15 protein-coding genes and 1 tRNA gene are annotated in these 15,029 nt (G+C 61.4%); 11 read left to right on the top strand and 5 right to left on the bottom strand.

Annotated features, from left to right (window positions below; translation table 11 throughout):
* From JYP50_RS17680 to JYP50_RS17655, 6 genes are all read left to right on the top strand, one after another.
* The coding region (locus tag JYP50_RS17680) for a hypothetical protein (protein WP_206561878.1) at positions 1-694 on the top strand (694 nt) is incomplete at its 5' end.
* 136 nt (positions 695-830) lie between these two features.
* On the top strand, positions 831-1,040 hold the full coding sequence (locus tag JYP50_RS17675; protein WP_206561877.1) for a helix-turn-helix transcriptional regulator: 210 nt from the start codon (positions 831-833) through the stop codon (positions 1,038-1,040).
* A gap of 17 nt (positions 1,041-1,057) precedes the next feature.
* Positions 1,058-2,731, top strand: a complete 1,674-nt coding sequence (locus JYP50_RS17670; protein ID WP_206561876.1) for a replication endonuclease — start codon at positions 1,058-1,060, stop codon at positions 2,729-2,731.
* Positions 2,732-2,803: 72 nt separating this feature from the next.
* Positions 2,804-3,400: a helix-turn-helix domain-containing protein gene (locus tag JYP50_RS17665; RefSeq protein WP_206561875.1), complete on the top strand. Its 597-nt coding sequence runs from the start codon at positions 2,804-2,806 to the stop codon at positions 3,398-3,400.
* A 184-nt stretch (positions 3,401-3,584) separates the two neighbouring features.
* On the top strand, positions 3,585-4,733 hold the full coding sequence (locus JYP50_RS17660) for a DUF262 domain-containing protein (protein WP_206561874.1): 1,149 nt from the start codon (positions 3,585-3,587) through the stop codon (positions 4,731-4,733).
* Between the two features lie 4 nt (positions 4,734-4,737).
* Positions 4,738-5,283 carry a HEPN domain-containing protein gene (locus tag JYP50_RS17655; protein WP_206561873.1) on the top strand — a complete coding sequence of 182 codons (546 nt, stop codon included), beginning with the start codon at positions 4,738-4,740 and terminating at the stop codon, positions 5,281-5,283.
* A gap of 188 nt (positions 5,284-5,471) precedes the next feature.
* On the opposite strand, the gene JYP50_RS17650 is transcribed toward JYP50_RS17655, so the two are convergent.
* Positions 5,472-5,559: transfer RNA gene (locus JYP50_RS17650), tRNA-Leu, on the bottom strand.
* Between the two features lie 121 nt (positions 5,560-5,680).
* Between JYP50_RS17650 and JYP50_RS17645 the strand changes: the two genes are divergently transcribed.
* A complete protein-coding gene (locus JYP50_RS17645; protein WP_206561872.1) occupies positions 5,681-8,881 on the top strand; it encodes an AsmA-like C-terminal region-containing protein in 3,201 nt (1,066 codons plus the stop codon).
* A gap of 84 nt (positions 8,882-8,965) precedes the next feature.
* The gene (locus JYP50_RS17640) at positions 8,966-10,318 is read left to right on the top strand and encodes a sodium-dependent transporter (RefSeq protein WP_206561871.1); all 1,353 of its coding nucleotides are present in this window, start codon (positions 8,966-8,968) and stop codon (positions 10,316-10,318) included.
* A gap of 7 nt (positions 10,319-10,325) precedes the next feature.
* Here JYP50_RS17640 and deoC read toward each other — a convergent pair whose 3' ends face one another.
* Positions 10,326-11,000, bottom strand: a complete 675-nt coding sequence (gene deoC, locus JYP50_RS17635; protein WP_206561870.1) for a deoxyribose-phosphate aldolase — start codon at positions 10,998-11,000, stop codon at positions 10,326-10,328.
* A 116-nt stretch (positions 11,001-11,116) separates the two neighbouring features.
* Between deoC and rbsK the strand changes: the two genes are divergently transcribed.
* Positions 11,117-12,043, top strand: a complete 927-nt coding sequence (gene rbsK / locus JYP50_RS17630; protein ID WP_206561869.1) for a ribokinase — start codon at positions 11,117-11,119, stop codon at positions 12,041-12,043.
* Here the strand turns inward: rbsK and JYP50_RS17625 are convergent.
* The gene (locus JYP50_RS17625; protein ID WP_206561868.1) at positions 12,035-12,487 is read right to left on the bottom strand and encodes an LEA type 2 family protein; all 453 of its coding nucleotides are present in this window, start codon (positions 12,485-12,487) and stop codon (positions 12,035-12,037) included. The two genes, rbsK and JYP50_RS17625, sit on opposite strands and share 9 nt — an antisense overlap.
* Positions 12,488-12,549: 62 nt before the next feature.
* Positions 12,550-12,720, bottom strand: a complete 171-nt coding sequence (locus tag JYP50_RS17620) for a hypothetical protein (RefSeq protein ID WP_206561867.1) — start codon at positions 12,718-12,720, stop codon at positions 12,550-12,552.
* A 74-nt stretch (positions 12,721-12,794) separates the two neighbouring features.
* Here JYP50_RS17620 and xrtH point away from each other — a divergent pair, with 74 nt between their 5' ends.
* The gene (gene xrtH / locus JYP50_RS17615; protein ID WP_206561866.1) at positions 12,795-13,295 is read left to right on the top strand and encodes an exosortase H; all 501 of its coding nucleotides are present in this window, start codon (positions 12,795-12,797) and stop codon (positions 13,293-13,295) included.
* Complete coding sequence (locus JYP50_RS17610) at positions 13,292-13,915, top strand: exosortase H-associated membrane protein (RefSeq protein ID WP_206561865.1); 624 nt, start codon at positions 13,292-13,294, stop codon at positions 13,913-13,915. The genes xrtH and JYP50_RS17610 overlap by 4 nt, the downstream gene beginning before the upstream one ends.
* Here JYP50_RS17610 and JYP50_RS17605 read toward each other — a convergent pair.
* Entirely contained in the window at positions 13,912-14,928 is a 1,017-nt protein-coding gene (locus tag JYP50_RS17605; RefSeq protein ID WP_206561864.1) for a MerR family transcriptional regulator, read from the bottom strand. The genes JYP50_RS17610 and JYP50_RS17605 overlap by 4 nt on opposite strands.
* Positions 14,929-15,029: the final 101 nt, after the last annotated feature.

The raw sequence follows: 15,029 nt of genomic DNA, 5'->3' as shown, positions 1-15,029 counted from the left end.
AGCCCATCGGCAATATTCCGCCGGCGGAATTGGAAATGGCGTACTATCGCCAGCAAGAAGAGTCAGCCATGGCGGCCTGACTCAAGCAACTGAGCCTCCGGAAATCCCGGGGCGATTCACCTATCGACTTTGTGGCGACCCGGAATTCTTGAAGGCGTATCTGACCTATGCCGAGCACGACCACCCCATGGAGGAATGGCCTGCCTTGCTTGGCGTGCTGACACTCAGCCTCTCGGGTGAAATCATCAACCTCCTATGGCCGTCCGAAGCCTATTTAGAGTGGCTTAAACCGACCAATCCCGAGTTGGGCGTTATCCCTGAAACCCCCATGACGGACGAAGACCGCGCGAGCAGGGTGCGAGGGCTGGCCGCCCTGGCTGTTCGGGCAAGCAGTTTTGGCGAAGCCCTGTCCCTGTCTTTGGATGAGGTCAAGCGACGGGAGAAAAACCAAAGAAATGCCAAACGGACACATCAAAGCAAGCAGCCCATTTACGACCTGTACATTGATTGGGTAGATGCGTTAGGCACCAATCACACCTATCGATACCAATCTCACGCGGAAGCCGACTTTCTAAAATGGTTGGAGCGCGAGCGACCCAACCTGTTCAAACTCGTAGCTTCTCGCACACCAGAGTCGATGCGGCGAAAGCTGAAGCAACATTACGCACAGATTGACGCCCCATACCCCTTTTAAATTTGATCATTTATTGACCACATCACATCGTTTAGCGTCGCTCAACGTAGCTACACACCACTGAGCGACGCTAACCGAATTTTTAGGACGGTGTCACGCTGCTTCAATAGCGAAAAATCGCAATTGGAGCAGAGACATGACCGGCAACCTCCTTACCACAAAGCAAGCCGCCGCCTACCTATCGGTGAGCGCGGCATTTCTTGAGCGCGACCGCTGGGCCGGCGCCAAAATCCCCTTCGTACGGATTGGCTCACGCTCGGTCCGCTACCGGAAGCAAGACCTGGATAACTACATCGAGTCCAAGGTCCGTACTTCTACCTCCCAATACGCCATAGACGCCGCCTGAGGCGTCGCACGGACCGTATGACCTTGCAGGCCCCCAACACCGCACCGGCCGACGCTATTTCCGAGGAAGGCAATAGCCTACCTCTTGAGGCGGTGGAGCAGTACGGCACGCCTCAGTGCGCCCGATTTCGGAAAAAAATATTCCGGCGGCACCCCAGCCTCAGTCAGACCTTGGCTAGGGAATACCTGCTGATCGCGGAACGAGTGGGCTACAGGACCGCCAATTGCGCCCTGCGGGACGCGGACCTGGAGCTGCGCCTGGGCAATACAGGGCTATCCGCCGCCTGTGGCGATGAAGAAATCGCCGAGTACGCCAAGGCCAAATCGCGGAACATGGAGCGCGATTTCACGGCAATCGTGCAGCGCACCTCCCTGGATATCGCCCTGGACTGGGCAATTGACGCGGTCACTCAAGCCGGGCTGACATTCCCCTTGGATGGCAACCACCGGGGCAACCGTGAGAAAGAGCTCTCCGCCATGGCTCGCGTCTGCGCCCCTGAATGGTGGCGCCGCCAATTGCGCCCGCTGGCCGCCAGGAAGCTTGAGCACTTTTACCGAAGCCGCGGATACGTCTCCCGGCATAAGAGCCCCTATATCTCGCGCCAAGGGCTTGCACGTCACCAGTCCCGCAGTCGCCGCAACCGGCGGACTCTGGCGGACCTGGAAGTCCTGAGCAACGAAGGGGATGTATTGAACCTGGCCGAAGTTGCCGACGCGTCTGTTTCCAATCCCGAGCTTCGCCGCAATGAGCTGATGACCCGGCTCAATGGCTATGAAGGCATTGCCCAAGTGATGGGCTTTGAAGGGCTATTTCTGACCCTGACCTGCCCCAGCAAATACCACCCCGTCCACAGTGGCACAGGGCGTCCCAACAAGCGCTACAACGGCACCACACCAAGAGAAGCGCAGGACTACCTCAACGCCGTGTGGGCGACCATACGCGCCGCCTGGCACCGCGCAGGGATACGGGTATTCGGTTTCCGCATTGCGGAGCCGCACCATGACGGCACGCCGCATTGGCACTTGCTGGTATTTATCAACCCCGACGATGCGCCCCTGGCTTGGGAAATTTTCAGAACCAAGGCGCTGGCCGAAGATGGCGACGAGCGTGGCGCACAGGAGCGCCGCGCTGTCCTGGAACGCATCGACCCCAATAAGGGCTCTGCCGCCGGCTATATCGCCAAATACATCTCCAAAAATATCGACGCCGTTGGCGTGGGTACCGATTTTGAAACCGGGGCGCCTGGGGCATCTGGCGCACAGGCCGCCGTGGCCTGGGCAAGTACCTGGGGCATTCGCCAATTCCAGCCCATCGGTAACACCTCGGTCACGGTTTGGCGCGAACTGCGCCGGCTGCGCGATGCGCTGCCCCACTGCTGCCCCGAAAAGCTAGAAGCCATACGTGCGGCCGCCGACGCCGGCGACTGGGCTACGTTTGTCGAGCTCATGGGGGGCGCCCTGGTATCCAGGGACGGCCAAACCCTGCGGGCCTGGATGGTAACCAAAGAGGAGGAAAACGCTTATGCAGAGACTGTAGAGAGGATCAAGGGCGTGGTCATGCGCGGCACCAAACTAGCTGCGCATTTTCAGCTGCCCACCAGAACCAAAACCTGGTCAGTGCGCACGATGCAGAGCACGGAGAGCTGGCCGAACGCCCCGCCGCATCGCGGCGGCTTGGACTTGTGTCAATAACTGTACGGGCTGCCTGTGCGGGAATTGGCAAGAACGTTAGAAGAACTTTTTTCGATCAATAGGAGAAACACAATGCAAATACTGTCACCCAGCGAGGCCACCCAGGCTCGCGAATCACTGGGCATGTCCCAGGCCCATGTTGCTCGCGCGGTGGGATTGAACCGCTCGTACCTTTCACAATTCGAGGGCGGGAAACGGGTCCTTGAGGACCGCTGGCAGACTGCCCTGCGGGAGTATTTTAGCGGCGAAGGGTGGGAATCCGCCCAGGTCATCAAAATGCCACCAGGGAGCACTAAGAGCCTGCCAGCGGCAAGCCCGTTCGCGACCATTGACGGGTTTGTCATTGCCGCGCATATCGAGCCAGATGAGGCGGAAGCGCTACTCGAAGAATACTACATCGCGGGTGATCTGATGGAGCTGATGGCGGATACCAACCTCGAGCTAGGATTTTTCGGCGAGATTAGTTTGAAAAGCGCATTCTGGCAATCCGGTCAATATATTGCTCTAGCCGTACGACAACTACAGATCATTAGAATCCTAAGAGGGCAGGAGGCAGCTAGCACCACCCCAATTACCAAGGAAGGACAGCTGAAAACTCTAGGGCATGTGTATGGATACATAGCTTTTTTGGGTGGAAATATTGATAACTCAATAACACAATCAAGTTGACGAACGGCACGACTCGGGCCAAGCTCCCGAGTCGGCAACAAACGTCGCGAGTTGCGCCCAATGACTTTCTTTTTTTTACACATTAGTGTAATTCAGATGCACGCAGCCTTCGCCTAAAGGTAATCATCTAGGTTAGAATCTGTTTTCTGGCCAAATTCATCCATAAATCTTTGCACGGTGCAATATGAATAACGATGTCGACATTGAATTATTTGATCCAGATTCTGACGGCGACTCTGATATTACGATTAAGGAGTACGACATCGTATCAAGCCCCAACGATTTCAATGTGCTTTCCTACTTCAACTTTATAGAAGCAGGATCCATTGTGATTCCTGGATTCCAGAGAAATTACGTTTGGGATGTTAGAAAAGCCTCAAAGCTAATTGAATCCGTACTCATGGGCCTTCCTATCCCACAAATTTTCTTGTACGAGGAAGCGAAAAACAGATTTTTAGTCATCGATGGCCAGCAACGCCTCATGACTATCTACTATTTCATGTGTGGAAGATTTCCTAAACGCGATGCACGAGCAAAAATACGTGCAATATTTAACGAAAAAGGCAGGCTAGAAAAATCCGATCTAGAAGATGATGCTCTCTTTTCTACGTTCAAGCTATCGTTTAACCCGGATGGAGCTGCGTCTCCCTATCAAGGGCTGACCTACGCCAGCCTAGGTGATCTAAAATCAACATTCGACCTTCGGACCATTCGCAATATAATGGTAAAACAAGTCCGTCCTGACGATGATAAAAGCTCAATATTTGAGCTTTTTAACCGCCTCAACACAGGAGGAATAAATCTTAGCCCTCAGGAAATTCGCATGTCGCTATTTTATGGTGACTTCATGCGCCTAGCTATTCAACTAAATGAAAATGAAAACTGGCGAAAAATTCTCGGCAGTGGCCCCGACCAGCGACAAAAAGATGTGGAAATTATCCTGCGTATTTTTGCCTTGTCAGAGAACTATGAAAACTTCAAAAAGCCTTTGTCAAAGTTTATTAATGAGTACTGCAGAAAAATGAAAAACCATTCAGATGAGAATGGTTTATATACACAGTGCTTCACTGCTTTTTCCGAATGCCTTGCAGATATAGATCGCAATCTTTTCCTCGAACCAAAATCTAAACGAGTATCTGTCCCAATAATTGAAGCGTGTTTTGCTTGGTCAACTGCCAATGCTCTCAATGAAAAAGACGCTACACTGATTCGCCGTTTTGACGATCAGTACATAATAGACTTGCGAAAGCATCCCCGCTTTGAAGACCTATTTACAGGCAAGACTACAGATGTAGATTCTGTAAAAGGCCGAATGCTGCTGGCTGTGGAGTAAATTCATGCCGGTCAGAAACCCAATAATAATTAAGGATATGTATGAATCATGCGTTACCGAATTGAGCGCATTAAACCAACGGTCTGCGTTATCTAGCTATCTTAATATGAGCCAGCTATTAACAAAGTCGTTACTTTTATCATGTGCCTCGCTCTATGAGGAGGAAATTGTATGGGCCATTAGAGATGTAGTGAAAGCCGGTCGATTTTATGAGCCAATGAGCACGTTTTTAGAAAAATCTGCAATCGATGGTCAATTTTACAAGTGGTTTGATTTTCGCAGCGCAAAAAACACCAACCCGTTTTTAAGTAAATTTGGCCCTGATTTTAGGGAAAAAATGCGGCAATTAATTGATAAGAGGGAAAACCGCCAAGTCGCCGAAGCGAACTTTTTAGAGCTATGCAAAAAGCGGAATGAGAGCGTTCATAGAAATTATGCTGCTTACAGCTTGGACCTAACTCTTCATGAGATTTACGAAAAACATAAAAGCGCGATGTCATACATTCGCATTGTTCGCCATGGAACAACAAAGTGGCTGACCAACGAGTGATCCTATTTTAATAGAATGGAACTGGCATTCCACATGCAAGCCTCTCCAATAAGCATTCAACCCACCTTGTGATGACAATTTTGATTGGTTACCAGCTAACTAAATCCTAATTCGTCTACTATTTGTCTACTATGTAGCTCACAGCACCTAAATGTTTTTCACGAAAACCTTTCTAACTCTATAAATACTGGTGCCCGGAGCCGGAATCGAACCGGCACGCCTGCAATAGGCGGGAGATTTTAAGTCTCCTGTGTCTACCAATTTCACCATCCGGGCAGCAGGATAGCTGAGGCCCCCACGCGGGGCGGCGGCATCATAGCACAGTACGCGCCGTGCCGGGCAAGGGCCCGGGCGCGTGTTACACTGCCCCGGTTCTAGGGTGCGGGCCAGGAGCGCCATGCGGCTGTTTCTCATCACCGTTGTGCTGATTCTGCTGGGGCTGGCGGGCGCCGGGCTTTTCCTGCAGCAATTCCCGGAGCGGGGCCTGCGGGCCATTGAATGGGCGGTGGACACGCTGACCCCGCTCGACCTGGAGCTGCGCGGCGCGCGCTTCGACAGCGACGGCGCGCGCTTCCGCGCCGATGAGATCCACCTCCACCAGGACGACAGCGAGGGCAACGCCCTGCTCTCCATTACCGGCTTTGCATCCCGGGACCCCCTGCTCGACCTGCTGGTCCACCGGCTGCGCGACGGCCACCTGAGCGCGGATAGCGTGATCATTCATGTGGCCGCCGGCGACGACACCGCCGACCCGGCCCCGGCGCAATGGATGCGCTACCTGCGGTGGCTGCCCGAGACCGTTGAGATCGACCAGCTGCACGTCGTCGTCAGCGGCGAATCCACGCGCGTGTCGCGATTCAAGGACATCGTCGGCCAGAGGCAGGGCCCCGGGCGGTATCGCCTGCGGGCCACCTCGGACTACGAGGACGAGCCGCTCGACGTCACCCTGTATCTCTACGCCATCCGCAGCGCCGAGGGTTTCCGCGGCCTGCAGCTGCGCGGGGAATTCCACGCCACGCGCAGCTCGCGGGTGGCTATCGCCGAGGGCGAGCTGCGCGGCGGTATCGAGGAATTCAGCTACGATTTCACCATCAACGCGGCCTTTCCCGAGGTGCGCGCCCTGCTGGTCTATTTCGAGAAAACGCCCCAGGTCGAGGGCAATCTCCAGGTCCGGGGGCGCCTGCGGGGGGACCTGGAGACCTTCACGCTCTCGGACGCGGAATTCCGCCTGGCCAACCTGCCCGACTACGAATTCACCGCCACCGGGGACTTTTCCTACCGGGGCCCGGGACGCGCCGAAATCAACGCGCAAGCCGACGGGCACATGGACGATTTGGGCTATCTGCTGGACTGGGTCGACCTGGACCTGACCGCCCTGGGCCGGGCCCGGGCGCGGCTGAAGCTGACGGGACCGCTCGGCCAGGTGGCGGTGGAACGCTTTGAACTCAGCACCCGTCACACCGACGGCCTGCAGGTGGATATTGCCGGCAGCCTGGCGCCGGGCGCGATCTCCGGCCAGCCCGCCACGCGGGACAACCGGGTGGACGTGACCATGCGCGGCCCCGGCCTGGCGGTGCTGCGCCAGTGGCTGGGGGAGCCGCCCTTCGAGCCCGGGATCTGGGAGCTGAACGCGGAAGTAACGGGTACCCGGGACGGTTTGCGGGCCTCGCGGGTCGACGCCCGCCTGGGCGAGCCCGGCGCCACCGAGATCCGCGCCACCGGGTCCATTGACCGGCTGTCGCTGGCGCGGCCGATCACCGCCGCATCGCTCAGCGGAATCGACCTGCAACTGACGGCAAGCGCACCGTCCCTGAACCAGCTCAACAGCTGGCTGGACCTCTCGCTGCCCCCGGACCACCGGCTCGGCGCGCGGCTCGCGCTATCAGGGGAAGGCAACAGCCTGCACATCGGCGACGGCAGCGCGCGACTGGAGGGCAGTGACCTCGAGATGGACCTGGACAAACTGTCGGGGCGAATCAAGGGCGGCGAGCAGTGGCGGCTGGAATCGGTGCGGGGCGACTTGAAGCTGTCGCTGAGTGACACCAGCGCCCTGTCGCAATACCTGGACCTTGAAGTACCGGTGCTCGGCGCGCTCTCCGCGAGCGCCACCCTGGCACAGGAGGGCCGGCGCTTCCACCTGGCCGACCTGGCCGCGGCCATCGACAGCGAACATGTCGCCCTCAGCGCCAGGGGGCGGATGGACGACCTGGCCAAGCTCGACGGCACCACACTCGACATCCAGTTCTCGGGCCTGGACACCCGCAATCTTGTGCACACCCTGCGCGAGGGATTCAGCTACCCCGAGCCGCTGGGCAGCCTGTCGGGCGGCGGCCGGCTGCAACAGGATGGAAGCACCTGGAACCTGTCGCGGATCAACATCAGCAACACCGCGGGCAAGGGCCTAAGCCTTGCGCTGAGCGGCGACCTGCGAGACCTGACCGGGCTGCCCCGCGGCGACCTGTCGCTGGACACCCGCATAAGCAACCGCCCCCTGCTCGCGGCGCTCACCGGCCTGCCGCTGCCCGACCTGCGCGCCGCACTGCGCACCGAGGCCGGCCAGGGGCGGATGCGTATTCGCGGCGACGCCACGCTGGGCGAGACCCAGTGGCGGATCGACAGCGACATCGGTTACGGCGATAGCGCGCTGACCGACCTCCGGCTCACCCTGGCGTCCCCCCATGTGCGCATCGCGGACCTCGGCCTCGGCGCGGGAGTCGTGGGCGACAGGGACCGCGGCGATACGCCGGCCAGGGACAATAGCCTGGAGTCGCTGATCGAGGCGCTACCGAACTACCCGCTGGAACTCGGCCTTCACCTGGGCGGCGTCAGCGGGGAGAGCACCCGCGTCCGCTCCCTGGATCTGGAAATCGAGGGCCGGGACCGGCAATACCTGTTGAAGACCCTGAATATCGACTATGAAAAGGCAGTGGCAGAGATCCGCGGCCTGATCGACCTAAAGACCCAGCCCCCGGCCATCAGTCTCGGCGGACAGGCCCTGGCCATCGACATGAGCCAACTGGTACGCGACCTGGGGGTCAAGAGTGACGTGCAGGGCGTGCTGAACCTGCGCGGCGGCGTCAGCGCCCGGGGCGTCAATCGCCAGCAGTGGCTCGGTTCCCTGGACGGCAGCGTGGCCATCGCCCTGGAGGACGCGGAGATCGAGGGGGCCGCCTACGACGTGCTGGCCACCGACCTGCTGGCCTGGATCTATTCCGGCGCCGCGCTGGAAAAATCCACCCACGTGCAGTGCACCATGGCCCACTTCGCGCTCAAGTCCGGCGTCGCCACCACCGACAGCATCTTTATCGAGTCGCCGCGCATGGTGGCCACCGGCGAGGGCGAGCTGGATTTCGTGCGTGGCAAGATGGACATCACCCTGGTGCCGCGCTCCAAGAACCGCACCCTGCAGATCCCCTCCTCCGTCACCCTGCGCGGCGATATGTCCAAACCCAAAACCCGGGTATCGCCCATCGCCGCCACCGCCGACGCCTCCGCCGAGGCGCTGATGCTGATCCCCAACCTGACCCTGAAACTGTTCGGGATCAAAAAAGACAACAGGGCGGCCACCCGTCCCTGCGAGGCCTCCCTGGGCCGTTGAAGCCTCCCGCCGTCGGGTGGCGGGCAGGCGCGAGCTTCGTGTTACACTCGCCACCGCTATAACAAACGGAACGGAACACTCTCTATGGCTTCGACTCGGGGCGAATTCAGCTCGCGCTTTGGTTTTATCATGGCCGCCGCGGGCAGCGCGGTGGGGCTGGGCAATATCTGGGGCTTTCCCACCCAGGCCGCCAGCAACGGCGGCGCGGCCTTCCTGCTGGTCTACCTGGTGCTGGCTTTCTCGCTGGCCTACCCCGCCCTGATGGCGGAACTGATTATCGGCCGCCACGCCCACGCCAACGCGGTCAGCGCCCTGCGCCTGATCTCACCCGGCGCGCTCACCCGGCGGATCGGCATGAGTACCGGCATCATCGGCTTCATCGTCGCCAGCCTGATCCTCAGCTTCTACGGCATCGTGGCCGGCTGGATGATCGCCTATTTCCTGGCCTCGCTGGCGGAGTTGCTGGGCCTGGACGGCGCCGCCGGGTGGCTGACGACCTTCGGCCTGCCGCGCAACGTGCTGTTCATGCTGGTGTTCATGGTTCTGACCGTGGGCATCATCTCCGAGGGCGTGCGCGAGGGCATCGAACGCTGGTCCAGCCGGCTGATGCCAATCCTGCTGGTGACCCTGCTGTTGCTGGTGGCCTACGTGCTGACCCTGGATGGCGCCACGGACGGGCTCAAGGTCTACCTGCTGCCCGACTTCGAGCGGGTGCTCTCGCCCAAGCTGATCATCAGCGCCCTGGGCGCGGCCTTCTTCTCGCTGTCCCTGGGTGTGGGCACCATGCTGATCTACGGTTCCTACGTATCGGACCGGGAAAACCTGCCCGCCCTGGGCGGCATGGTGACCCTGGTGGACATTTCCATCGCCGTACTGGCGGGCTTTCTGGTGTTGCCGGCGATGTACGTGGCGCTCAACAACGGGGTGGAGATTTTCAACGCCAGCGGCGCGCTGATCTCGGAGGACACGCTGATTTTCACCGTGCTGCCGGCGCTGTTCGACACCATGGGGACCGCCGGCGTGGTGGTGTCCCTGACCTTCTTTTTCCTGATGAGCATCGCCGCCCTCACCTCCTCCATCTCGATGCTGGAGGTCCCGGTGGCCTATACTATCGAGGAGCACGGGGTGAGCCGCAAAACCGCGGTGGTGATCATCGGGGCCCTGATCGCCGGGGTCAGCACCCTGATCCTGCTCAATTTCGGCGAGCTGTTCGGCTTTGTGATCGCCCTCACCACCCGCTACAGCCAGCCGCTGCTGGGCTTTATGTTCTGCATCTACGCCGGCTGGATCTGGCACCGCGACAGCCTGCTGCAGGAACTGCGCAAGGGCTACCCCGAGGTCGAGCGCGGCCTGTTCTGGAAGATCTGGCCGGCCTACGTGCGCGTGGTGTGCCCGGTGATCATCCTGGCGATCTTCGCCCAGTCGATCTGGGGCTAGCAGCCCGCTAGTAGGCGCCGTCGCCGGTACCGCCGGCGACGATCGCCACCCCGGAACTGGTACCCAGCCGGGTGGCGCCCGCCGCGATCATGGCCAGCGCCGCGGCCCTATCGCGAATTCCCCCGGAGGCCTTCACCCCGACCGCCGGCGCCACCCGCCCGCGCATCAGCGCCACCACCTCGGTGGTGGCGCCACCGCCGCCAAAGCCGGTCGAGGTCTTGACGAAGCCGACGCCGATCGCCGAACAGATATCGCACAGGCGCAATATACGCGCCTCGTCCAGCAGGCAGGTTTCGAAGATCACCTTCAGCAGGGCGTCGCCACAGGCCGCGTGGACAGCGGCGATATCCTCCGCCACGGCCTCCCAGTCGTCGGCGAGCGCCGCGCCCACGGCTATCACCATGTCGATTTCACGGGCACCGGCGGCAACCGCCAGGCGGGCCTCCTCGGCCTTTGCCGCCGGCAACATGGCGCCCAGCGGGAAACCCGCCACCGCGCAGGTGAGCACTTCGCTGCCAGCCAGGGCCGCGTGGGCCAGCGGCACAAAGCGCGAATTCACGCAAACCGCCTTGAAGCCGTATTCTCGCGCCTCGGCGCAAAGCGTCTCCACCTCCGCGGCGGTGGCGCCGGCGGCGAGCAGGGTGTGGTCGATGTAACTGGCCAGGGTTTGACGTTGGTCCATTCCGGTCGACCTCCGCACTGGTAGGGGACGGCTTGTCTATACTATATGGCCGGCAACATGGGCCGGTGCATTCGCGCAGTATAACCAACACCAGTATAACGTTGGGGGTGGCAGATATGGACATAGCCGTGATCGGTTCCAACATGGTGGACCTCATCGCCTACATCGACCGCCTGCCGGCGCTCGGCGAAACCCTGGAGGCGGACGACTTTGCCATGGGTTGCGGTGGCAAGGGCGCCAACCAGGCGGTGGCGGCGGCGCGGCTGGGCGCGCAGGTGATGATGCTGGGCAAGGTCGGCGACGACCTGTTCGCCGACAACACCATCGCCAATCTCAAGCGCGCCGGAGTCGACACCCGCCACGTGCACAAGGTACCCGGCGTATCCAGCGGGGTGGCGCCGATCATGGTCGACCGCCAATCCAACAACCGCATCCTGATCATCCCCGGCGCCAACAAGCACCTGCTGCCAGCGGACATCGACCGCGCCGCCGAGGACCTGATGCGCTGCAAACTGATCGTGCTGCAGCTGGAAATCCCCCTGCAAACGGTCTATCACGCGATCGCCTTCGGCAACGCCGCGGGCATTCCGGTATTGCTCAACCCGGCCCCGGCCAACGCGGCGCTGGACCTGGATCATGCCTGCCGTTGCGAATACTTCATTCCCAACGAGAGCGAGCTGGAGCTGATAACCGGTTTGCCGGTGCACAGCCTCGACGAGGTCCACACTGCGGCCAACCAGTTGCTCGGCCACGGCCTGCACAACCTGATCGTCACCCTGGGCAGTCGCGGAGCGCTCTATGTCACCCGGGATTCCCATCACCAGGCGGTGGCCCCCGTGGTGGACGCGGTGGACACCACCGGCGCCGGGGACGCCTTCATCGGTTGCTTCGCCCAAAGCGTGGTCGGCGGCATGGCGGTCATCCCCGCCATCGAACGGTCGGTGGCCTACGCCGCCCTCAGCGTCACCCGCCGGGGCACCCAGGCGTCCTACCCCAGTGGCGAGGACTTTCGACGCCACCACGCCTCCGCGCCTTCACGGTGACAGGGTCAGGCTGCCGCTTTCCTCCACCCGCTGGGTGGGCAGCAAACCCTTGAAGTCGATTTTGGCGGCAAAGCGGTAGTCCAGCGCCTCGTTGCGCTGGCGGCCCAGATCCGCCAGCAGGCGCAGCAGCTGGAGCATGTTCACACCGGCCCGCAGGGTGACGCTCTGTTCCGAATAGGGCTCGATGCGCGGCACCTCGTTGGTGAGGCCCGAGACCAGGGAGTGGTCCAGAATGTCGACCGAGTAACTGATACCGGCGATATCCAACGCTTGCTTGTTGGGATTGGCGATACGCAGGGTGATTTCAAATCGCGGCCCGCCATCGCCGGCCGGCAGCGAGCGGACACTGTCCACATTGACCACGGGCGGATCCATGTCCGCCATCAGCGAGGCGCAACCCGAGAGCATTGCCGCCAGACACAACAACAGGGGTATACGAGCCAACTGGACTTTCATTTTCTTCATCGCTTGCCTCACAGGCACGGCTCTCGCTGCAGTGATTGAGTTCATCGTGATTTTCCCCGGATCGCGGCGGAGGCAAAAAACAGGCCGTAACCGAAGCTGCCCGCGGCGAATACCAGGGCCACCCAGTCGCCGGTTTGCCGGTACATCCACACGCTGAAAGCGAGCATCGCGGCGGTAAGAATCAAGCCGATCCAGCGCCCGGTCTGCGACATGAGAATCTCCCGAGGAATGAATAATGCGCCGGGCGCTTTCCCGCGCGGCAAACCTCCGTCATAATACCATCACCATGACCAAATTCATTGCGATCTTCCTGGGCGTGCTGATTGGCCTGTTTACGCTGGAAATGCTCCAGCCGGTACAGCAGCACTTCATCCAGCCCTTCACCACCGGCCTGGCGACTCTCAGCGCGTCCCTCATCACCCCCTTCGACGCCGATGTCATCGCCTATGGGCGGGTGATCGAGCACACGGTAAACCGCTTCGCCGTATCCATCGAAGCGGGTTGCAACGGAGTAGAGGCGGCGATCGTGCTGATTGCCGGCATCCTGGCCTTCCCCGCCAGCTGGCGCCATCGCCTGCTGGCCATCCTGGTGGGCTTCGTGACCATCCAGGTGATGAATATCGGGCGCATCATCAGCCTGTTTTACCTCGGCCAGTGGAGCGACTCTGTATTCAGCTTCACCCACCTGTACTTGTGGCCGGTGCTGATCATGCTCGACGTGCTGATTGTGTTCCTGCTTTACCTGCGCTACCTCAACCGACGGGACGCCGCGGTCGCCACATCGTGAGTAGCGAATCCTCCCCCTACCGCTACATGGCGTGGGTGCTGTTGATCATGGTGCCCTGCTTTGGCCTGTGGTACGCCGGCGGCGCGCTGCCCGCGGCGCCGGCCTTCTACCTGGCGCAACTCGCGCTGGAGTGGGCCCTGCCGGAAGTGGTCGAGTCGGTGACGCTCAGTGACAGCAAACTGATGGTGATGACCCATTTCGGCGAGATCGACGGCCGCATCGTCCCCGCCGCCGAAGCCGGATACCAGATGGGCTTCCCCGTGGATACCCGCCTGCTGTCGTTTTCGATCCCCTTCTTCGCCGCCCTGTTGTTCGCCTCGCGGGTCAGCCAGGCGCTGGAACGCTTCTGCCGCGGGCTGGTGGTATTGTGGTTGTTGATGGCCCTGGGCCTGGTCAGCATCAGCCTGAAAAACCTGATGCTGGGACTGGGAGCCACCCTGTTCGAGGCGAGCGCCGTACCGCTGCCCCCGCCGGCCGCCATCGCCCTTCTTTACCAGCTCAATACCCTGATCGTGCCCACGCTCACCCCGGTGCTACTGTGGCTGTGGCTGGCGCGCGACTCCGCCATGCTGCAGCGTATCTGGGCTCGCTACGGCACGCCCGCCGGCGCCGCCAGCTAGGCCGCGTCGCCCAGGCTCCCCTCGTCCGTCGACCGCCTCGCCAGGGCCGCGGCGAAGTCGGCTTCACACCCCTCCAGCGCCGCCATCAAGGCCCGCTCGACCAACCAGCGCGCCTGGGCGGTAAACGCGTACACCCGGGCGTGGACCGCGGCGTCGCGCCAGTTCCGCGCGGAGCGCCGCGCGCTGAGCGTCTCGAAACTCGCCAGCGACGCCGCCAGCCGCGCCAGGTCGCGCGGGCATTCGCAACCCGGGGCATGACTCAGGCCGCCCGCCGCCGCCAGGGCCTCGGTGCTGAACTCCCTGGGCCGGGCCTGTACCAGCTCCCCCACGTCGGAACAGCCCCGACGCGCGACATTGGCCGCCGCGCAGTGGCCCAGTTCGAAGTTCAGGCGCCCGGGCTCGGGCGGAAATGGCATGGTGCCCAAACCCGCGGCCCGGGCGTGCGCCTCGGCGCGCTCGCCGGCGCTTTCGCACGCGAGGATGGCGCGGCCGGCGCCCAGGGTCGCGCGCAGCGCGAGTGCGTTCTCCACCGCCGCCCCGCAGAGCCGCGGGGCGAACAACACCAGGACATCGCAGCCCTTCAATTGCTCGCATACGCTGCCCGGCACCGCGTCGGCCGGCGCTCGCACCAACAGCGCGTCCACCCCGGCCAAATAGCCCTGGTGCCGGTGCAACCAGTCGCAAAGAGGGATGCCGACGAAGGCGCCGCGAATCTTGGGTTCCGGCGACGCCTCGCCGTTGCGCGCGACCTGCCTTAGCAGGCTGTCCAGGGTCTTGCGCCCGGCGCCGGCGATTTCGCCGATACGCGCGCCCCTGGCCACCAGCGCCGCGACCAGCTGCAGGTGCTCCAGATCGCCCTGGGTGTACTGTCGGCGGCCGCTGGCGGATTTCTGGCTGGCGCCGAGCCCGTAGCGGCGCTCCCACACCCGCAGTGTGTCCGGCTTGAGGCCGGTCAGGCGGGCAACGGTACCAATGGCGTAGAGGGGGCGATGCTCCAATACCGACTCAGTCATGCCTGGCTCCCGGGTTGACGTGTGGTATTGCTACGCCGCCGCCAGCCGCGCGGATGACCGGATTATCATCGCGCTACCGGTAAAAATCCGTCATTGCGCTG

It is taken from the genome of Parahaliea mediterranea, from assembly GCF_017255185.1.
Lineage (GTDB): Bacteria > Pseudomonadota > Gammaproteobacteria > Pseudomonadales > Halieaceae > JAFKCZ01.
Note: the sequence above shows the minus strand (reverse complement) of the source record. Positions and strands in the feature narration are given on the sequence as shown.